Raw genomic sequence first — 19,311 nt, 5'->3', positions numbered from 1 at the left:
TTTCCCGAGCGATGTGGGGACGATATCTCGACGGTAATCGTTGGGAATAAGAATTTCTTCGGAAATAACCCTAACCTTTTCAACGGTGTTTCCGAATTCATCCTCGCAGCCTGCAATCCTTTCCATCCTCGCTCGTCCCGATGTCGGCACAATCGTTCTCATCACTTTGTTGAAGAGGACCAATATTATGACCGATCGCTTCGAATCCCTCAGCCCCTCGATTTCCGGACCGGCGATTTCCGGTTTCCCCGTCGCTCCGAACGATGCCTCCGACCTGCAGGAGACGACGCGCGGCCTTTACATCGGCACGGGCGGCGATCTTGCCGTGTTCATGCTGGCAGGGGACTCGCTGCTGCTGAAGCAGGTTCCCCAGGGCATCGTGCTGCCGCTCAGAGTGACGCGTGTCCTGCAGACGGGGACCACTGCCGCCGATATCGTCGCGCTGGTCTAGCGAGAATTGGCCAACTTATTCGGTCGCATTTGAGCGAATAAGTTGCAGAAGGATTCACCCTTCTCCTCAAGGCTTCTTTAGCAGGGATCGTGCAATATCAGGACAACGAAATTTTGCACGAACGGGAGATGGCCGTGATCTTCGCGACCGCCATGACAATCGGGATCATCGTTGGGATGATGCGCTCAGCCGCAAGCGTGGCGATCGTCGCCGCGCTCATGGGCCTGGCGTTCCTCGCGGCCCTTTTCGTTTCCTCAGGACCGGTGTCCTTCCTCTCGCTGGTGCTTGCAATTGCGGGCTACAACTTCGCGCTTCTCGGTCACGTCGTGGCCCTTCTCACCTTTGAGCGCGCCCGCCGGCAGCAAGCCCAAATATCCTGACTATTCCAAGCCTTTTGCGGCAAATTTCCCGCGATAGGCGACGTCAGCGCTTATTGTGCGGGGCAACTATAATTCGCTTGAACAACCTCCGTCATGAGGTCATCACCCGTCGCGTCGCGTACGCCCGGATTTTGTTCGAGGAATGTGCAGAGCACATCGCCCAACACCTCCGCCTTTGTCCCGACCGGCACACACAAGTTTATCCCGACGGATTCGCCCAAGTACGCGGCATTCACCATTGCCTTTGTATTCGGAGCGTTATCGACAATATTGCGTCGGGCAAGGTATTCGTCCCTGTTCCATTTATCCAACCAGCCGGCAACATAGCCCCGGACAAATTGCCGCGAGCCATGACAATCGGCAAGAAGCAGCTCGCCGGTGGAAAACCCTGCAGGTACCTTCGCAGCAATAGTCGCCAATAGAGTAGCGATAAGAATGCCTGACATTTTGGGCTCCAGCGTTCTTGGTGAGCGCAGATTTCAGCCCAAAAGTGTCGGAAATTAGCCGAGGTGCTGGTTTCCTCAAAACAACTCAAAATAGCGAATTTTCTTCTGACGATATCCAGACATCGCCCCGATGCCCGGGAGTCAGATGGCATTCGCGTAGCCATGGTCTGAACTTCGACCGATATGGACCTCAGGGCTTGAAACGGAAGAATTTCACGTCTGCGCCTTGCCCATTCGGCAGGGGTTCGAGATAAGAGGGCACCTGCCCCTTTTTGAGCGCTGCATAGAGGCCATCCGGCTTGATATCGGCGATATCGCTGGTCTCAGGGTTGCCGGGGCAATAGGCGAACAATGTCACCTTGGCTCCACGCAGGAAGGCTTCCGCGTCTGCGGGTTCCGCCAGTTCAATATGCAGCTGGGTCAGCATGCCTGCTTGGTCACGGTGGTATGGTCCGGAGAGTGCGCGATGCTTCGTGAAACGGAGAATGGGCGCGCCCATATCCGACGGAGCGGAAACGACTCCGGGATCGAGACCGGCTATCGGCGCCAGCGCCTCCTTGGAAAAGCATCCGGCTGCATTTTCCTTGTTTGAGCCTGGCTCCACGACAAAGCTGGTCTTCATCTGCCCATTGACCAGCCCGCCTCCGACGGCCCAGACGGCGGGAACCGAAATGAGCGCGCCGACGATATAGAAAAAGGCGGCGGCAATATTTTCGGAATCGGCATTGGAGACACGACGCAGCTCGATCAGCAGCAAGGTCAGCGGCGGAATGGCTAGCAGGTTCGAAAATGTCGAGCCACGCACCTGCACGAAAGCTATGACGAGATTTACCAGAAGAAGCGCGAGCAGGATAAGATATAGCCTGACACGCTCGCCGCGAACGATCCTGAACAGGCAGGCGGCGCAGGCAAAGACGCCAACCGCATAGAAGGCGCCGAGTGTCTCCGGTGCCTTGCGAGCGAGGTCTACGAATGACTGAGCCTCGCTGATACCGTTCAGCCACAGCTTGACGAGCATCGGATCCAGATCACCCAGCGGGTTGCCGAGGCATTGCGGCGCGAGCAGCAGTGCGGTCCCGGCTATGACGACACCGCCGGCCGCGAGGACGACGAACCGGCCGACACGTGAAAGGCCTGACGCAAAGAGCGAAGACAGCAGGAGAACGACACCGCCGACGCTGGTGATGCCGTAAAAGCCGATCGAGAGATTGTCGCAGGTAACCGTCGAATAGAGATGCGGTGGAACCGTTGCGAAAAAGGCCACGCTGATCGAGACGGCAAGGGTCAGCGAGAAGGCCTGGGCCGCAGCCGCAAATGCCTTTCCTTCCCAGGCCCAGAGAAGCGCGACCGCAAGGCAGGCGACGGCGACGAAGGGCGTCGTTTCGGCGCCGATGGCGATCGCGAGCGCGGCTGCAAGTCCGGCGATGGCGAAGCTTGCAGGACGAAACCTGTCATCCACCAGCATGGCCGTCATGATGGCGACGAGGCCGAGTTGCACATTGTCGTGGTCGATCGAGCCGGGCAGGAAGCGGTTCGACGTCATGACATAGAGCCCGGTCAGGCCGAGCGATATGTGCATCCCGACGATACCGCCCGTGCGATATCCGGTCAGACCCATTCCGTACATGAGCTGCAGAACCAGCGACAGCGGCCAGACCGTCAGCGCCAATACTTCCGCGCGTTCGGGCGCGACAAAGAGGCGGAAAAAGGCAATGAGACTGGCGATCGGCAGGTCGATCAAACGCGACCAATGCATCAGCGTCCCGGCATCGAGGCCCAGGCGGTATTGCATCAAGTCGAACCAGCCCTGACCGGCAAGGAAATCGCGCACCTCGACCAGACGCATGACGTCGTCATTGTCGGCGCCGACATAATCCGTCGCGCTCCAGCGCAGGAAGACCAGCACTGCCATCAGGAAAAGGCTGTAGAGAATGGACATTATCCAGAGGCGCGACCAGATCGAAGACTTGCCATCGCCCGGCTTCGCGGCCGTCATGCCGCGCACTTCCATCGCATCCGTCATGATCCGTAATGTTCCGTTGCCTCAAGCTTTGGCGGTAGTTTAGCGTTTCAGCCTCAAGAAAGGGTAAAACCGCCGGCAACGACGATCACGACAATGTTCCGCCAACAGGCCCCGGTTCTCCTTATTTCCCAAGCAATCATAGGGTTTGTTAACGAGCACGGAGATAAGCTCGCCTGCGGATTTTCCATGTATCGAGTGAAAACCATGCCAGAGACTTGGGCCGAAAGCCTGGACATCGCCGTTCTGCTGCCATGCTATAATGAAGCAGCAACGATCGGGCCGGTGGTTCGCGGGTTCCGCGCGGCGCTGCCAAGCGCCCGCATCTATGTCTACGACAACAATTCGACCGACGGCACGGCGCTGCATGCCATGCTTGCCGGCGCGATCGTGCTGCGCGAGCGGCGCCAGGGCAAGGGGCATGTGGTGCGTCGCATGTTCTCCGATATCGATGCTGACATCTATATCATGGCCGATGGAGACGGTACCTACCAGCCTGATGACGCCGAGGAGCTGGTTCGCACGCTGGTGACGGAGCGCTCGGATATGGTGGTTGGAACGCGGCGCGGCGTGCATGACGATGCCGGCAGGCACGGCCATGCGCTGGGCAACCGCATCTTCAACATGCTTTACCGGACCATCTTCGGCCCCGATTTTACCGACATATTCTCCGGCTATCGCGCCTTCAGCCGACGCTTCGTCAAAAGCTTTCCCGCTGTCTCGGGCGGATTCGAAATCGAGACCGAAATGTCGGTGCATGCCTCCCGGCTGAAGCTACCCGTGACCGAGCTGGAACTAGACTACGGCCGGCGCCCCGAGGGATCGCACTCCAAGCTCTCCACCTTCAGGGACGGCGCGAGGATCCTCTGGATGTTCGCCATGCTGATGAAGGAAACGCGGCCCTTTGCCTTCTTCGGCCAGCTGAGCGCGCTGTTCATGGCGGCGAGCCTCGGCTTCATGGCCCCGGTTCTCGCCGAGTATTTCGAGACGGGTCTCGTCAGCCGCATGCCGACCTGGGTGTTCTCGATGGCGCTGATGATGGTGTCGTTCATGCTCTTTACGGCGGCTCTTATTCTGGATTCCGTCGCACGTGCCCGTGCAGAGCAGCTTCGGATCCACTATATGGGGATCGAAGCAATCGGTCTGAATGACAAGCCGGCGGCGATCACGATCCATCAGGCGGAGAATTCCACCCGCCGCAAGAAGAAAGCCAAGGCTGCATGAAGAGACTGTTCTGGTTCGGCATTGCCGGTGGTATCGGCTTTGTCGTCGATGCGGGCTTGCTGATGCTGCTTTTGCACTTCACTACGCTGGGCCCGTTCTGGGCGCGCGCAATCAGCATACCGTCGGCCATGGTCGCGACCTGGATCCTCAACCACACCTTCACGTTCGAGAATACCGGCCGGTCCCTCGCAGTTGAGGGTTTCCGCTACGGTTCGGTCGGGATTACCTCGGCACTGGTGAATTATGCGATCTACACGTCACTGCTGGTATCGATACCGGTGTTGCGCCCGACGGCCGCGCTGATACTTGCCTCGGCGGCGGCGACGGCGTTCAGCTTCTTCGGCTATTCCCGCTTCGTCTTCCGCCGCTGATCTCCGCCGCTTATCAGGAAGCCGGTCAGACCGGCTCCCAGCCATCCTTTTCGCTGGCGCGATAGATAGCGTCGATGACCTTCTGGTTCAGCTTGGAGCTTTCCAGCGTCACGATCTCGGACTTGCCGCCGACCGCAGCATCGGCGAAGGCTTCCGCCTCGCGCTTGTACTGGCGGCTGTCGGGGAAGCGGAAAATCTGCGATTCCGAATGGTTGCGGTTGGTGAGCTCGATTTCCTCGGCACCGTAGCGGTCCGCATTGAAAGGCGACTTGACCTCGATGAAGCCGTCTGTGCCATGGAAGACCATGACCTGACGGGCAGCCATCTGCGTTGAGATATAGAAGCTCTGCTCAAAATCGCCGAAATCGGCCTTAACGCTCGAATAGATGTCGGTGCCGAACTCCGGATCGCGCTCGGTCACGGCCTGGATGCGCAGCGGCTCCTTGCCGGTCACGAAGCGCGTGCTGATCGTCGGATAGACGCCGATGTCAGGCAGGCCGCCGCCCCCGAGCTCGGGAATGTTGCGCATGTTGCCAGCGTCGCGGTTGAAATAGGTGAAGGCGCCCTGGACATGGCGCAGCTTTCCGATCGCGCCGTCGGCCAGCAGGGCACGGACCTTCTGCCAGACCGGCGTGTAGGTGACCATATAGGCCTCGGTCACAAGTACCTTGTTGCGGTCGCGGGCAGCGATCAGGCTATCGATCTCTTCGGCCTTGAGCGCGATCGGCTTTTCGCAGAGCACATGCTTGCCGGCATCGGCGGCCTTGATGGTCCATTCGACATGCTGCGAGGTCGGCAGCGGGATATAGACGGCGTCGATCGTGTCGGAGGCCAGCATCTCCTCGTAGGAGCCGAAGGCATGCGGCACGGAGAAGCGGTCCGCCATCTCGCGGGCGCGGGCCAGATCGCGGCTGGCGACCGCGGTCACCACGCAATTCTCGGCATCCTGGATGGCCGGTACGACAAGCTCGCGACCGATCTTTGCGGTCGACAGAATTCCGAAACGAAGCATGGTCTTCCCTCCCAAAAATGATTTCGGCGCACCTTATGCAGCCGTCGCGCGAAGCGCAATGCCGCTAGAATGCCGCACGGATATTTCACCGAAGTTTGGTTTCCCTCGGCGCCATAAAGGCCTAGATAGGTAAAGCGGTTTTCGCCGCATCTTTCTTTTCACCACTTTAGTCATTTTCGGGAGAGCGGCATGGAAATGCGCCGGCTAGGTAAAACAGAGATTTCGATCGCGCCAATCGTCTTCGGCGGCAACGTCTTCGGCTGGACGGCCGATGAGAAGACCTCCTATGACATTCTCGACGCATTTTTCGGCGCCGGCTTCAATACGATCGATACGGCAGATGTCTACTCGCGCTGGGTACCCGGCAACAAGGGCGGCGATTCCGAGGAAATCATCGGCAAGTGGCTGAAGAAGGGAACCGTGTCCCGCGACAAGGCTGTCATCGTCACCAAGGTCGGGTCCGATATGGGCGAGGGAAAGACGCTGAAGGCGGCCTATATCCTCAAGGCCGTCGAGGATTCGCTGCGTCGCCTGCAGACCGACTATATCGACGTCTATCTTTCGCACTGGCCGGACGAAGAAACGCCGCATGAGGAATCGCTCGGCGCCTATGCGAAGCTGAAGGAACAGGGCAAGATCCGCTCCGTCGGGTGCTCCAACTATGATGCCAAGCTCCTACAAGCATCGCTCGATGCGGCCGACAAGGCCGGACTTCCACGCTACGACGTTCTGCAGCCGGAATACAATCTCTATGAGCGCGCCAGCTTCGAAGGCCCGCTGGCTGATCTCTGCGTCAAGGAAGACATCGGCGTCATCACCTATTTCAGCCTTGCGGCCGGCTTCCTTTCCGGCAAATACCGCACCAAGGCCGATACAGAAGGCCGGGCGCGCGAAGGACGCGTGGCGCAGTATCTCGACGACAAGGGCATGCGCATTCTTGCCGCTCTCGATACGGTCTCCAAGGATACCGGCAGCAAGCCGGCGGAAGTGGCGCTTGCCTGGCTGCTGCGCAAGAAGGGCGTGACCGCACCGATCGCGAGCGCCACGAGCCTTGGCCAGCTCGACGCTCTCATCAATTCGGCAAAGCTCGACCTTTCCGCTGAAGCAATGAGCCTGCTCGACAAGGCTGGCGAATAAGGCCGGCGAACAGGACGGAAACAGAATGACCGTGATCACCCGCGATGCAAGGCCTGAAGACGAGACGCGCTGGCGCGAACTCTGGGCCGACTACATCACCTTCTACAATGTGACCATCGCGCCTGATATCACCGACATGACGTGGCGCCGGATCTTCGATTCGGCTTCCGCCATCTTCATGCGGGTGGCCGAAGTCGACGGGAAGGTGATGGGTTTTGCCCTTTGCCTCACCCATGAGGGCACGTGGATTCGCGAGCCGGACTGCTATCTCGAAGACCTGTTCGTCGATGCTGCGGCCCGCGGCAAGGGCGTCGGCAGGGCACTGCTCGACGATCTCGTCGGCCTCTGCAAAGAGAAAGGCTGGGCGCGGCTTTACTGGCACACGGAAGAAACCAACACCACGGCCCGCAAGCTCTATGACAGCTATGTCGAGAGCGACGGGCACATTCGCTACCGCATCAACTTTTGAGCGGCGGAAAGCCGTCATAGAGGGCCGAATGGTCCTCTTTCCAGTTCGCCATTCCGGGCCGTGTGAGAATACCGCGCGGCTCGGCATAGCTGGTGATCTCTTTCGTCGGATGCTCATGCCAGGTGATGTTGACCGCCCATAGCTTCGGAAAGAATTGAAGCGACGCATAGGGCAGGTGATCCCTTATCCACCACGCCAGCCGACGCCAATCGCCGGGCTCCTGGTATCGATCCCAGACCCAGGGCACGACGACACAAGCCGTAGCACCCATGTAACCCTCTACGTCGCGCAGATCCCAGATGTGATTGGCAGCGGTCGCCTCGTTGCGCGCGCAATTGAGATTGTTTTCGTTGCCGAATTTGTTGAGAGCAGGCGCCCGATAGCCCGAACGCAAGTGAAGGCGTCCGAATGTGGCCTCCAGCGGCTCAAGCAGTTCCTCGCAGAGGCGTTTGCCTGCTGCAATCGCCAGATCGGGATTTTCGGGGATATTGGAGATGCCGTAGAGGCTGCCGATCTCGGAATGCAGGAAATCGCGCAGGAAGAAATTCTTCGACAGTCGCACGCGACCCAGATCCTCGAGGCCTCGCATCGATGCCGGCTTCCTCATCGCACTCTCCTTTTTCGCGGAACCTAGCCCCAGTTTCTCCCGGTGCCACCCGAAACCTGCAAAACCCTCAACCGCCGATCTTGAAGAAGTCGATGAAGGCCCGTAGCGCCGGACGCATCTGCCTGCGGCTGGGATAATAGAGAAACGGACCGGGATAGGGCGGGCACCAATCTTCAAGCACGCGGATCAACTTTCCCTCGGCGAGTTCGTTATGGACGCGCATGTCGAAGAGATAGGAAAGGCCGGCGCCGCTGAGCGCGCCCAGCAAAGAGAGGCGGTCTTCGCTGACCGTCAGGGGGCCATCGATCGACACGATCAGTTCCCGGCCATCCTTCTCGAATTCCCAGCGATAGATCGAGCCGTTGGCGAAGCGGCGCTTGATGCAGCGATGGTCGACAAGGTCGCGCGGATGGAGTGGTTTTGGATAGCGCTCGAAATAGGCGGGCGAGCCGGCAATGACGGTGCGCAGGTCCGAAGAAATCCTGACCGCGATCATATCCGCCTCAAGGCTTTCCTCGAACCGGATGCCGGCGTCGAAGCCGCCTTCGACGATATCGGTAAAGGCGTCCTCATTGGCGATTTCGAGGGTGATATCGGGATAGGCATTGAGAAAATCGCCAAGCCGCGGGCCAAGAATGACATCAGAAGCAAAGCGCGGGGCGGTCACGCGTAGATTTCCGGCCGGCCGGCCGCGCGCATCAAGGACGGCATCCAGAGCGGTGCCGATTTCCTCCAGTGCGGGGCCGAGACGCTCCAGCAGCAACCTCCCCTCTTCCGTCGGTGCGACGCTGCGGGTCGTGCGCGCCAGCAGGCGCACGCCGAGGCTTTCTTCCAGGCTCGATATGGCATGGCTGACCGCCGAGGGAGCGATGGTCAGCTCCCTGGCGGCGGCACGAAAGCTGCGGTTGGCGGCAACGGCGGCCAGAACCGCGAGTTGGGAGAGTTGCGTTCTGTTCATTGATCTAAATAATAGAACAAGCTGTTATGCTTTGCACGGATTTTCAAACATGGAGAGTCGCCTTAGCTTTCATGGCGTGCCGAGCGATTTGACCGCCGGCCAGAGCAATCAGCTCAGGGAGCTCCAGAATGAAAACCCGCAAACTCGGAAACGACCTTACCGTCTCCGCCATCGGTCTCGGCTGCATGGGCATGAGCTTCGCTTATGGCGCAAAGGACGACGAGGAATCCACGAAGACGCTGCGCCGCGCCGTCGATCTCGGCGTGACCTTCTTCGACACTGCCGAAACCTACGGCCCCTTCCACAATGAAGAATTGCTTGGAAAGGCACTGAAGCCCGTTCGCGACCGCGTCGTCATCGCGACCAAGTTCGGCTTCAAGCTCGACCTGACCAAATCCGGACCGGCCGCAATGGTTGGCGTCGACAGTCGTCCGGAACATGTGAAGGAGGTCGCCGAAGCCTCGCTGAAGCGCCTCGGCACCGACGTCATCGATCTCTTCTACCAACACCGCGTCGATCCCGACGTTCCGATCGAGGATACGGTCGGCGCCATGGCCGAACTGGTTCGGGAAGGCAAGGTGCGCACGCTGGGTCTCTCCGAGGCAAGTGCCGCAACGATCCGCCGCGCCCATGCCGTTCACCCGATTGCGGCCTTGCAGAGCGAATATTCGCTCTGGAGCCGGGATCCGGAAGCCGAGGTTCTCGCAACCTGCCGCGAACTCGGCATCGGTTTCGTGCCCTATAGTCCGCTCGGACGTGGCTTCCTGACGGGCGCCATCCGCAAGGTGGACGATCTGGATCAGGACGATTTCCGCCGCAATTTGCCGCGTTTCCAGGGCGAGAACTTCGATGCGAATGCCGCATTGGTCGCCGCTCTCGAACGCCATGCCAGGGAAAAGGGCGTGACCGCAGCGCAGCTTGCGCTCGCCTGGGTTCTGCATCAGGGCGAGGAAATCGTGCCGATCCCCGGCGCCCGCAAGCTTAATCATCTGGAGCAGAATGTCGCTGCCGCGGAGATCGTGCTTTCGGCGGAGGAAATGGACGAACTGAGCAATATCATTCCGCTCAGCGAGGTCGCGGGGAAGCGCTATTCAGACGCTTCGTTGGCCATGACAAACCGCTGAGAATCTAAAAAACAGCCCGCCCGGGAAATCTGCCGGGCGGGCTGCTGCAGGCTTTGCGCCCATGTGATCCGAACGGCCGCGGCAACGTTCTTCCCCGAAAAACGTTGATGATCAAAGATGGTCTAACTTCGTCATGTACAGTACCATCGTGCCCGGGAGCACAGGAGGTGCAGGAATGTTGGACAGGCAGGCAATCGAGGCGACCGTTCACCTCTATGTCGAGGGAATGGCTTTCTCCAACGGGGCCGCGCTGAAAAAGGCGTTTCACCCCCAGGCGGCAATTATCGGAAATTATCAGGGGTCGGTCGAATGGATGTCGCGCGATGAATTCATCGCCGCCGTTCTATCAGAAACGCCGGCATCTCCCGGCACGCAACCGATGATGGATATCGCTTCGATCGATATCGAGGGTGATGCGGCAACCGTCAAGGTGGTCGACGAATTCGCCGGCATGCGCTTTTCGGACTATCTGTCCCTGCTGAAGATCAATGGCCGCTGGACGATCGTCAACAAGCTCTACCATCTGCATTCATGAGGGAAGGCCGGCGAACCATCGCCGGCCTTTTGATATTTACCCTCTGAGCACGCCGCCGGTCGTCTTGGTGACGTTGGTGACGATCTTCTGCGTCAGGGCTTCGAAATCCTCATCCGTCAGCGTCCGCTCTGCGGGCTGGATCTGGACCTCGATCGCGACGGACTTCTTGTCCTCGCCGAGCGACGCGCCTTCGAATATGTCGAAGACGTTGACGCCCGATATCAGCTTGCGGTCGGCGCTGGTCGCAGCGCGGATGATCGCGCCTGCTTCAACAGACTTGTCGACCACGAAGGCGAAGTCGCGCTTGACGGCCTGGAAGGGCGAAAGCTCCAGCGCCGGCTTGGTACGCGTCGCCTTCTTCTTCGGTTCAGGCATGGCGTCGACATAGACTTCGAAGCCGCAGAGGGCGCCGCCGACATCAAGGGCATCAAGCGTCTTCGGATGGAACTCGCCGAAATAGCCGAGAACTACCTTCGGACCCATCTTGATCGTGCCGGAACGACCCGGATGATACCAGGCGGGGCCACCCTGCTCGATCTGGATATTGGCCATCGGCAGGCCGCAGGCTTCGATCACAGCCAGCGCATCAGCCTTGGCATCGAAAACATCGACCGGCTTGCCGCCGCCCTTGGCAGCGTTGGACCACATGCGGCCGGAACCGGCGAGCGAGGCCGTGCCGCGGCGGATGCCGCCGGCGGCGCGGCGCTGGCCTTCCGGCCGATCATTCTCATAGGTGCCGGAGACCTCGAAGATCGCCACATCGCCGTAGCCTTTGTCGGCGTTGCGTTGCGCTGCTGTGAGCAGGCCGGGCAGCAACGACGGGCGCATGTCGGACATATCAGCTGCAATCGGGTTTGCGAGCTTCAGCGCATCCGAGCCGCCGCCAAACAATGTCGCCTGGTCCGCCGGGATGAAGGACCAGTTCACGGCTTCCAGCATGCCGCGGGATGCAAGCGCCCGTTTGGCGATGCGGGTGCGGATCTGCAGCGTCGTCAGGATCTTGCCGTTGACGGCCGCATGGCTTTCCAGCGGCGCCGGCTTGATGTTGTCGACGCCGTGGATGCGCATGATCTCCTCGACCAGATCCGCCTTGCCATCGACATCCGGCCGCCAGGAGGGCACGGAGACAGAGACACGTTCACTGGTGCCGGAAACGGAGAAGCCGAGCTTTTCGAGGATCGACTTGCCCTCATCCGTCGAGACTTCGAGGCCGGTCAGGCGCTTGACCTCGGAATAAGGGAAATCGACGATCTTGGCCTTGTAACCTTCATAGCCGACGATCTTCGCCTCGGCGGCAGTACCGCCGCAGCATTCCAGCACCAGTTCGGTCGTGCGCTCGAGGCCGGGGATCATGTATTCCGGATCGACGCCGCGCTCGAAACGATAGCGTGCATCCGTGATGATGCCGAGACCGCGGCCGGACTTGGCGATGTTCATCGGATCCCAAAGCGCGGATTCGATCAGGACGTCGGTCGTGTTCTCATCGCAGCCGGAATGTTCGCCGCCCATGATGCCGCCAATCGACTCGACGCCGTTCTCGTCGGCAATGACGACGTTGTTCGGGCCGAGCTTATATTCGCGCTGGTCGAGCGCCAGTACCGTCTCACCCTCTTTTGCCCGGCGGACTGTCAGGTTGCCCTGAACCTTTGCCGCGTCGAAGACGTGCATCGGGCGGCCCTGGTCGAAGGTCATGTAGTTGGTGATGTCGACGAGGGCGCTGATCGGGCGCAGGCCGATGGCGAGCAGGCGCTGCTGCATCCATTTCGGGCTCGGGCCGTTCTTGACGCCGCGTACGAGGCGCAGGCCGAAACCGGGGCAAAGCTTGGGATCATCGAGATCGAGCGTCACGCTGACCGGCGTCCCGCCGCTGACCGGGAAGGACGGAACATGACGTGCCTTCAGAGTGCCGAGACCCGAGGCCGAGAGATCGCGTGCGATGCCGTAGATCGAAGTGCAATCCGGACGGTTCGGCGTCAGGTTGATCTCGATGACCGGATCGTCAAGATGGGCGAAAGCGGCATAGCTGGTGCCAACAGGCGCATCACCCGGAAGATCGATGATCCCGTCGTGACTGTCTGATATCTGCAGTTCCTTTTCCGAGCACATCATGCCGCGGCTTTCGACGCCGCGGATATTGCCGACGGCAAGCGTCACGTCGATGCCGGGAACATAGGTGCCGGGAGCGGCGAAGGCGCCGACCAGCCCCTCGCGCGCATTCGGAGCGCCGCAGACGACCTGAACCGGAGCGCCCTGCCCGATATCGACCATTAGCACCTTCAGCCGATCAGCCTGCGGATGCTTTTCCGCCGAGAGAACCTTGGCGATGACGAAGGGCTTGAATGCCGCCTTGTCATCGACATCCTCGACCTCCAGACCGATCTGGGTGAGGCGTGTGCAGATTTCATCGAGGGTGGCATCCGTTTCCAGATGATCCTTGAGCCAGGAGAGTGTGAATTTCATTGGTCCAATCCTTCCTTACACGCTCAGACCGCCGAACAGCGTCGGCATGTCGAGGGGGCGGAAGCCATAGTGGGTCATCCAGCGGACATCGGCGTTGAAGAAGTCGCGCAGATCAGGCATGCCGTATTTCAGCATGGCAATGCGATCGAGGCCCATGCCCCAGGCAAAGCCCTGATATTCGTCCGGATCGAGCCCGCCCGCGCGCAGCACGTTCGGGTGAACCATGCCGCAGCCGAGGATTTCCATCCAGTCCGTGCCTTCGCCGAACTTGACGATCGGACCGGAGCGGTCGCACTGGATATCGACCTCGAAGGAGGGCTCGGTGAAGGGGAAGAAGGACGGGCGGAAACGCATCGTCACGCTGTCGACCTCGAAAAAGGCCTTGCAGAATTCCTCGAGCACCCAGCGGATATTGGCGACGTTGGCCTTCTTGTCGACCACGAGGCCCTCGACCTGATGGAACATCGGCGAGTGCGTCGCGTCGCTGTCCTGACGATAGGTCTTGCCGGGGATGATGATGCGGATCGGCGGCTTCTGCGCCTCCATGGTGCGGATCTGCACAGGCGACGTGTGCGTGCGCAACACTTTACGCTCACCCTTTTCATCCGGATTGAAGAAGAAGGTGTCGTGCATCTCGCGGGCCGGATGGCCTTCCGGGAAATTCAGCGCCGTGAAATTATAGTAGTCCGTCTCGATATCGGGACCTTCCGCGATCGAGAAACCCATGTCGCCGAAGATGGCGGTGATTTCATCGACGATCTGGCTGATCGGGTGAATGCGGCCGCGTTCGACCGGCGAGGAGCGGACCGGCAGGCTGACGTCAACGGTCTCGGCCTTCAGGCGGGCATTGATTGCCGCGTCCTTCAGCGTCGCGCGGCGGTCAGAAAGCGCTTCCGTGACCTCGTTCTTCAGGCCGTTGATCGCAGCGCCGCGGGTCTGGCGCTCTTCCGGCGTCATGGCGCCAAGCGTCTTCAGGAGTTCGGAGATCGAGCCCTTCTTGCCGAGGGCAGATAGGCGCACGGCTTCAAGCGCCGGCTCGTCAGCGGCGGCCGCAATCTCGGCAAGCAGTGAGGATTTCAGCTGATCGATATCTGACATTGTCTTCTTTCCGTCCGGGATCGGGCAGGTCATGAAAAGTCGGCGCAAGCAGTACAGAGAAAGAAAAACCCGCGCTAGCCCAAACCAGCGCGGGTTTCCCAAAATTCAAAAAAGCGTAAAGCCTGGGAAGTGCTGGCAGCGCATGTCCCGTGCGGGCGAAGCCCGCTCGAAAGGTACATGCGCCACTTTAAGCGTTGAGCCAGCTTTGCACGTTCTTACGAACGTGCGCGGCTCAACGAACCGCGCCTTCAAACTCGTTCGGGGTGCCAGAGTCCTTGAGGTACTCGAGCGCCTTCTTGGCGGCTGCAACCAGCGCGCCGAATGCTTCCGGCTCGTGGATCGCCATGTCGGAGAGAACCTTGCGGTCGACTTCGATGCCAGCCTTGTTGAGGCCGTCGATGAAGCGGCCATAGGTCAGGCCGAATTCGCGGACGGCAGCGTTGATACGCTGGATCCAGAGAGCGCGGAAATTGCGCTTGTTGACCTTGCGGTCACGGGTTGCGTACTGCTTGGCGCGATCGACAGCTGCCTTTGCGGTACGGATGGTGTTCTTGCGGCGGCCGTAGAAGCCCTTGGCCTGCTTCAGAACCTTCTTGTGCTTGGCGTGGGCTGCTACGCCTCTTTTTACGCGTGCCATGTCATGATCTCCTTAGTCTTAAGCGTTACGAAAAGTCTTAGAGACCGTTCGGCAAGTAATTCTTGATAACCTTGCGGCCATCGGGTTCTGCGAGAACCATGGTGCCGCGTGCATCGCGAATGAACTTGTTGGTGCGCTTGATCATGCCGTGGCGCTTGCCAGCAGCGGCGGCCTTTACCTTGCCGGTCGCGGTGATCTTGAACCGCTTCTTGGCAGAGGATTTCGTCTTCATCTTGGGCATTTTGCTACTCCTTTTGTGCCCCGTCTGCGCTTTATGAAAAAGCGCCCCTCGCAGATCCGGCTTGCCGGGTCCGCAAAAGCGCGGGTGCTTGTGTTGTTGAACTGCTAGAGCGGTGACGAACCGTCTTGCAAGCATTCTGAACCGCCACGGCATGCCCTGCCGGTCAGTTCGGACGCGCGCTTATAACCGCAGCGCCGCCAAAGTGCAACGGGGCGTCAGGCGGAATTTTGACTTGCGTGTGACAACCCAGAACGAGGGGGCAAAGAAGAAGATGCAGAAAAGAAAAAGCCGCCCCTTCGGACGGCTCGGTCTTCCACCGGATGGCGCGCTCACGCCTTGGGCGCGAGCACCATCATCATCTGGCGGCCTTCAAGCTTCGGCTCAGCCTCAACCTTGGCAATTTCCAGCGTGTCTTCCTTGACCTGCTGCAGAAGCTTCATGCCGAGTTCCTGGTGAGCCATTTCGCGGCCACGGAACTTCAGGGTTACCTTGACCTTATCGCCCTCGTCGAAGAAGCGACCCATCGCCTTCATCTTCACCTCATAGTCGTGGGTGTCGATGTTCGGGCGCATCTTGATTTCTTTGATTTCGACGATCTTCTGCTTCTTGCGAGCCTCGGCGGCCTTCTTCTGGTTGGCGTATTTCAGCTTACCGAGATCGAGTATCTTGCATACGGGCGGCTCAGCATTGGGAGAAATCTCAACCAGATCGAGGCCGGCTTCCTCTGCCATCTTCAATGCCTGGTCGGTCGGGACAACGCCCATGTTCTGTCCATCAGCCGTGATCAGCTGAATTTTGGGAATGCGTATTTCCCTATTTGAACGCGGCCCTTCCTTTACGGGCGCGTCGGTTTTAAAAGGTCTGCGAATGGTCGTACTCTCCTAGATTTATTTCGGATGATTGCAGCCTCAAGCCTCCGTCGGCGCAACTGACGGCAATGTCGTGACTGCTGCTATGAAGTCAATAGCACGCCTTAACGGAAAAATCACCTCCTGTCAGCCATCCGCGAATCTGTTTTATAGAGTGTAAATCTAGGAGTTACCGATGTCCGAGGCGCCAAAGACCCAAGAGACGCAATTTCTTTCCATCGGGACCGGCGATCAGGAACGGCAGATCGCCATGCTCATCCGTCCAGCGACAAAGAAGGTTGCCGGCACAACATTTGTCTGGCTCTCCGGCTATCGTTCGGACATGAGCGGCACCAAGGCGCTGGAACTGGACGCCCTTGCCGAACGGCGCGGGCTTGGCTGCATCCGTTTCGACTATTCCGGCCATGGCCTGTCATGCGGCAAATTCACCAACGGCACGATTTCCCGCTGGCTCGACGAGGCGCTTGCCGTGCTCGACCACGTCAAACCGAAGCGCCTCGTGCTCGTCGGTTCCTCCATGGGCGGCTGGATTGCGCTGCGCATCGCCCAGGAATTGCGCAAGCGGAAGAAAGCGCCTGTCGTCCAGGGCATGGTGCTGATCGCGCCTGCGCCCGATTTCACCATAGACCTGATCGAGCCAAACCTTTCAGAGGCGGAAAGGAAGGCCCTTGCGGAGAAGGGCTATGTCGAGGAACGGTCGGAATACAGCCCCGAGCCGAACATCTTCACCAGGGCGCTGATCGAGGACGGCCGCGCCAACCAGGTCTTGACCGGCATGATCGAGACGGGATGCCCCGTGCATATTCTGCAGGGCATGCAGGACGCGGATGTTCCTTTTGCCCACGCGCTGAAATTGGTCGAGCACCTGCCGGCCGATGATGTCGTGCTGACGCTCATCCGGGACGGCGACCACCGGCTGTCGCGGCCGCAGGATTTGGACCGTATGCTTGCTGCAGCCGAGGCAATGGCGGCACGTTAATCAATTTGACGGCATCTGCCTTTTTATCGGCCAAATTTGCGCCGAACTTACGCAACGTAAGCTCCTGTTTATGTGCCATTTTAACCATGTTTAGGAGTAACCGGCGTTAACGAATAAGTAACGATTGACTTCCCGCACCCCCCTCCATTAACAATTCGTTAATAAATGACGGGGCGATACAAGGAAGTTGGGTGTGCGTATCAAGGGCCTGTTCGTAGCCTTGGCGGCTATTATTGTCATGTCCACGCCGGCGATGCCGGCGACACAGAACACGCCATCGATGGTTGTCGGTGACGTGACCTCCCAGCCGATCGGGCACTACGATTTCTGCCAGCGTTACAGCAACGAATGCGGCCCGACCCGCGAATTGATGCCGGTCAGCATGACGCCCGAGACCTGGACGCTGATCAGCCAGGTCAATCTGTACGTCAACAAGACCATCACGCCGGCGACCGATCAGGACATTTACGGCGTCGAGGAATACTGGGCCTATCCCGTCACCGCCGGCGATTGCGAAGATTTTGCGCTGCTGAAGCGCCGCATGCTCATCCAGCGCGGTATTCCGACATCCGATCTGCTGATGACTGTCGTGCGCAAGCCGGATGGCGAAGGCCATGCCGTACTGACGCTTCGCACCGCGCAGGGCGACTACATTCTCGACAATCTGAGCGACGATATAAAGCTCTGGTACCAGACGCCCTATTCCTACATCAAGCGCCAGGCGAGCTATAATGCCGGTCGCTGGGTCACGATCGAAAACGGCCGCGACGTCCTGGTCGGCGCGCTGAAATAATCGAACGCAGACATCAAAGAAAAGGCCGGCTTTTGCCGGCCTTTCTATTTTCAGATCCACGGATTCGCGATCGCGAACTCTTGGGATCGAGCAATAGTTGCTAATTGTTCTTGTGGCCCTGCTGGCCAGACTTCCCATGCTGCTCGTGCGAGCCGCCACGGTTGCCGCTCGACTGATCGTTTTTGGAACCGGACGAAGCCTGCTGGCTGCCCATATTCTTGTGGCTCTGCTGACCGGCCTTTACGTGCTGGTCATGGGTTCCACCCTGGTTTGCCATTTGATTTCTCCTTGGGTTTCATGTCGAGACCATTGCGGCCTCGACACACAAACCAGTCAGGGACAGGAGCGTTCCCGCTTTTAATATTTCGTTATCTTAAAATTCGAGGGAGTACCTCAACCGTTGCCGATCAGGATGCCGGCAGCCAGAACCAGCGAGCCACCGATGACAACCTGAAAGGCTGCCCGGAGGAACGGCGTTTCCATGTAGCGGTTCTGGATGAAGGCAATCGCCCAGAGCTCGAAGAAGACGACGATGCCGGCGGTGATCGTGGCGGTCCAGAAATCCGGGATGAGGTATGGCAGCGCGTGACCAAGGCCGCCGATCGCGGTCATGATGCCGCAGGCAAGCCCGCGCTTGATCGGTGAACCACGACCGGAAATCTTGCCGTCATCATGCGCTGCCTCGGTGAATCCCATCGAAATACCAGCGCCAACGGACGCGGACAGGCCGACAAGGAAGGTCTGCCAGGTATCCTGCGTGGCGAAGGCGGCCGCAAAGATTGGCGCTAGCGTCGAGACCGACCCATCCATCAGGCCCGCAAGGCCGGGCTGGACATAGGTCAGGACGAATTGCCGACGGGCGGTCGCATCCTCCTCCTCCTTGACGGATTCCGGCGTGTGCTTGCCCTCCAGCATCCGCGCAATGTCCTCGTGCCCCTGCTCGGCAAGGGCCAGATCGCCGAGAAGCTGGCGCGTTCCAGCATCGGAAATCTGTTTGGCGGCCTCGACATAGAAGCGATAGGCCTGCGCTTCCATGGCTTCCGCCTCCTGCCTGATTGCCTCGAGCGAGAGGTTCTTGCGCAGCCAATCCGGCTTTCGCTCGTAAAAGCCGCTGACATGCTCGCGGCGGATCAGCGGAATACGCTCCCCGAAACGCTTTCGATGCATGTCGATCAGCGTCTTGCGGTGGGTATCCTCCACCTCCGCCATATCTTCGAAGACCTTGGCGGATGCCGGATAGCGTTCTCTGAGATCATCGGCATAGGCGAGGTAGATGCGGGCGTCATCTTCTTCGGCCGCAATGCCGATGGCGAGGATTTCCTGTTCTGTCAAAGATGAAAAAGAACGTTTGGACGACCTGAAAAATCCAGCCATCGTGAGAATCTCCATTTTAGAATTATTCTAAAACTAAAGAAGCGGCCGTTTCGGGTCAAGAGCCCCGAGGCTTGATTTCGGTGCAATGCGGCAATGCAGGCCGCCGGGCTTTGGGACCGGGCAGAG

The 19,311-nt window shown here is 59.5% G+C and carries 22 protein-coding genes; 10 read left to right on the top strand and 12 right to left on the bottom strand.

The window, feature by feature from the left end; genetic code table 11:
• The first annotated feature begins 187 nt into the window (after window positions 1-187).
• Window positions 188-451: a hypothetical protein gene (locus tag DTW90_RS07120; RefSeq protein WP_132520301.1), complete on the top strand. Its 264-nt coding sequence runs from the start codon at window positions 188-190 to the stop codon at window positions 449-451.
• A gap of 134 nt (window positions 452-585) precedes the next feature.
• The gene (locus tag DTW90_RS07115; protein WP_149337342.1) at window positions 586-831 is read left to right on the top strand and encodes a hypothetical protein; all 246 of its coding nucleotides are present in this window, start codon (window positions 586-588) and stop codon (window positions 829-831) included.
• Window positions 832-881: 50 nt separating this feature from the next.
• Here the strand turns inward: DTW90_RS07115 and DTW90_RS07110 are convergent, their stop codons facing one another.
• Both DTW90_RS07110 and DTW90_RS07105 read right to left on the bottom strand, forming a co-directional pair.
• The gene (locus tag DTW90_RS07110) at window positions 882-1,277 is read right to left on the bottom strand and encodes a Rap1a/Tai family immunity protein (RefSeq protein ID WP_149337340.1); all 396 of its coding nucleotides are present in this window, start codon (window positions 1,275-1,277) and stop codon (window positions 882-884) included.
• Window positions 1,278-1,467: 190 nt separating this feature from the next.
• Window positions 1,468-3,288 (bottom strand): hypothetical protein, encoded by a 1,821-nt coding sequence (locus DTW90_RS07105; protein ID WP_246664931.1) that lies wholly within the window; start codon window positions 3,286-3,288, stop codon window positions 1,468-1,470.
• A 216-nt stretch (window positions 3,289-3,504) separates the two neighbouring features.
• Between DTW90_RS07105 and DTW90_RS07100 the strand changes: the two genes are divergently transcribed.
• Complete coding sequence (locus tag DTW90_RS07100; protein ID WP_149337336.1) at window positions 3,505-4,521, top strand: glycosyltransferase; 1,017 nt, start codon at window positions 3,505-3,507, stop codon at window positions 4,519-4,521.
• A complete protein-coding gene (locus DTW90_RS07095) occupies window positions 4,518-4,892 on the top strand; it encodes a GtrA family protein (protein WP_132520286.1) in 375 nt (124 codons plus the stop codon). The genes DTW90_RS07100 and DTW90_RS07095 overlap by 4 nt, the downstream gene beginning before the upstream one ends.
• A gap of 25 nt (window positions 4,893-4,917) precedes the next feature.
• Here DTW90_RS07095 and DTW90_RS07090 read toward each other — a convergent pair whose 3' ends face one another.
• Window positions 4,918-5,904 (bottom strand): Gfo/Idh/MocA family oxidoreductase, encoded by a 987-nt coding sequence (locus DTW90_RS07090; RefSeq protein ID WP_149337334.1) that lies wholly within the window; start codon window positions 5,902-5,904, stop codon window positions 4,918-4,920.
• 189 nt (window positions 5,905-6,093) lie between these two features.
• Here DTW90_RS07090 and DTW90_RS07085 point away from each other — a divergent pair, with 189 nt between their 5' ends.
• Window positions 6,094-7,041: an aldo/keto reductase gene (locus tag DTW90_RS07085; protein WP_149337332.1), complete on the top strand. Its 948-nt coding sequence runs from the start codon at window positions 6,094-6,096 to the stop codon at window positions 7,039-7,041.
• Between the two features lie 25 nt (window positions 7,042-7,066).
• Window positions 7,067-7,510 (top strand): GNAT family N-acetyltransferase, encoded by a 444-nt coding sequence (locus DTW90_RS07080; RefSeq protein ID WP_149337330.1) that lies wholly within the window; start codon window positions 7,067-7,069, stop codon window positions 7,508-7,510.
• Here DTW90_RS07080 and DTW90_RS07075 read toward each other — a convergent pair.
• Together DTW90_RS07075 and DTW90_RS07070 are read right to left on the bottom strand one after the other, a co-directional pair.
• Complete coding sequence (locus DTW90_RS07075; protein ID WP_149337329.1) at window positions 7,500-8,117, bottom strand: hypothetical protein; 618 nt, start codon at window positions 8,115-8,117, stop codon at window positions 7,500-7,502. The genes DTW90_RS07080 and DTW90_RS07075 overlap by 11 nt on opposite strands.
• Before the next feature lie 67 nt (window positions 8,118-8,184).
• Window positions 8,185-9,075, bottom strand: coding sequence for a LysR family transcriptional regulator (locus tag DTW90_RS07070; RefSeq protein ID WP_149337327.1), 891 nt, complete (start codon window positions 9,073-9,075; stop codon window positions 8,185-8,187).
• 128 nt (window positions 9,076-9,203) lie between these two features.
• On the opposite strand from DTW90_RS07070, the gene DTW90_RS07065 reads away from it, so the two are divergent.
• Window positions 9,204-10,199, top strand: a complete 996-nt coding sequence (locus DTW90_RS07065; RefSeq protein WP_149337325.1) for an aldo/keto reductase — start codon at window positions 9,204-9,206, stop codon at window positions 10,197-10,199.
• A 175-nt stretch (window positions 10,200-10,374) separates the two neighbouring features.
• Window positions 10,375-10,734 carry a nuclear transport factor 2 family protein gene (locus DTW90_RS07060; protein ID WP_149337323.1) on the top strand — a complete coding sequence of 120 codons (360 nt, stop codon included), beginning with the start codon at window positions 10,375-10,377 and terminating at the stop codon, window positions 10,732-10,734.
• A gap of 36 nt (window positions 10,735-10,770) precedes the next feature.
• Here DTW90_RS07060 and pheT read toward each other — a convergent pair whose 3' ends face one another.
• The 5 genes from pheT to infC all read right to left on the bottom strand — a co-directional run bounded on the left by pheT (window position 10,771) and on the right by infC (window position 16,039).
• The gene (pheT, locus tag DTW90_RS07055) at window positions 10,771-13,194 is read right to left on the bottom strand and encodes a phenylalanine--tRNA ligase subunit beta (protein ID WP_149337321.1); all 2,424 of its coding nucleotides are present in this window, start codon (window positions 13,192-13,194) and stop codon (window positions 10,771-10,773) included.
• A 15-nt stretch (window positions 13,195-13,209) separates the two neighbouring features.
• The gene (gene pheS, locus DTW90_RS07050) at window positions 13,210-14,292 is read right to left on the bottom strand and encodes a phenylalanine--tRNA ligase subunit alpha (RefSeq protein ID WP_149337319.1); all 1,083 of its coding nucleotides are present in this window, start codon (window positions 14,290-14,292) and stop codon (window positions 13,210-13,212) included.
• 232 nt (window positions 14,293-14,524) lie between these two features.
• Window positions 14,525-14,929 (bottom strand): 50S ribosomal protein L20, encoded by a 405-nt coding sequence (gene rplT / locus DTW90_RS07045; RefSeq protein ID WP_132520256.1) that lies wholly within the window; start codon window positions 14,927-14,929, stop codon window positions 14,525-14,527.
• 37 nt (window positions 14,930-14,966) lie between these two features.
• Entirely contained in the window at window positions 14,967-15,170 is a 204-nt protein-coding gene (gene rpmI / locus DTW90_RS07040; protein ID WP_003570998.1) for a 50S ribosomal protein L35, read from the bottom strand.
• 329 nt (window positions 15,171-15,499) lie between these two features.
• The gene (gene infC / locus DTW90_RS07035; protein WP_132520253.1) at window positions 15,500-16,039 is read right to left on the bottom strand and encodes a translation initiation factor IF-3; all 540 of its coding nucleotides are present in this window, start codon (window positions 16,037-16,039) and stop codon (window positions 15,500-15,502) included.
• Window positions 16,040-16,214: 175 nt separating this feature from the next.
• On the opposite strand from infC, the gene DTW90_RS07030 reads away from it, so the two are divergent.
• The gene (locus DTW90_RS07030; protein WP_149337317.1) at window positions 16,215-17,018 is read left to right on the top strand and encodes an alpha/beta hydrolase; all 804 of its coding nucleotides are present in this window, start codon (window positions 16,215-16,217) and stop codon (window positions 17,016-17,018) included.
• Window positions 17,019-17,211: 193 nt separating this feature from the next.
• Window positions 17,212-17,811 carry a transglutaminase-like cysteine peptidase gene (locus tag DTW90_RS07025; RefSeq protein WP_149337316.1) on the top strand — a complete coding sequence of 200 codons (600 nt, stop codon included), beginning with the start codon at window positions 17,212-17,214 and terminating at the stop codon, window positions 17,809-17,811.
• Between the two features lie 100 nt (window positions 17,812-17,911).
• On the opposite strand, the gene DTW90_RS37010 is transcribed toward DTW90_RS07025, so the two are convergent.
• Both DTW90_RS37010 and mbfA read right to left on the bottom strand, forming a co-directional pair.
• A complete protein-coding gene (locus DTW90_RS37010) occupies window positions 17,912-18,088 on the bottom strand; it encodes a hypothetical protein (protein WP_188079896.1) in 177 nt (58 codons plus the stop codon).
• Between the two features lie 116 nt (window positions 18,089-18,204).
• On the bottom strand, window positions 18,205-19,185 hold the full coding sequence (gene mbfA, locus DTW90_RS07020; protein ID WP_132520245.1) for an iron exporter MbfA: 981 nt from the start codon (window positions 19,183-19,185) through the stop codon (window positions 18,205-18,207).
• Between the last annotated feature and the right edge of the window lie 126 nt (window positions 19,186-19,311).

This window comes from Neorhizobium sp. P12A, assembly GCF_008365395.1.
Taxonomy (GTDB): Bacteria; Pseudomonadota; Alphaproteobacteria; order Rhizobiales; family Rhizobiaceae; genus Rhizobium.
The sequence above is the reverse complement of the archived record's forward strand: the minus strand, read 5'-3'. Positions and strand labels throughout refer to the sequence as shown.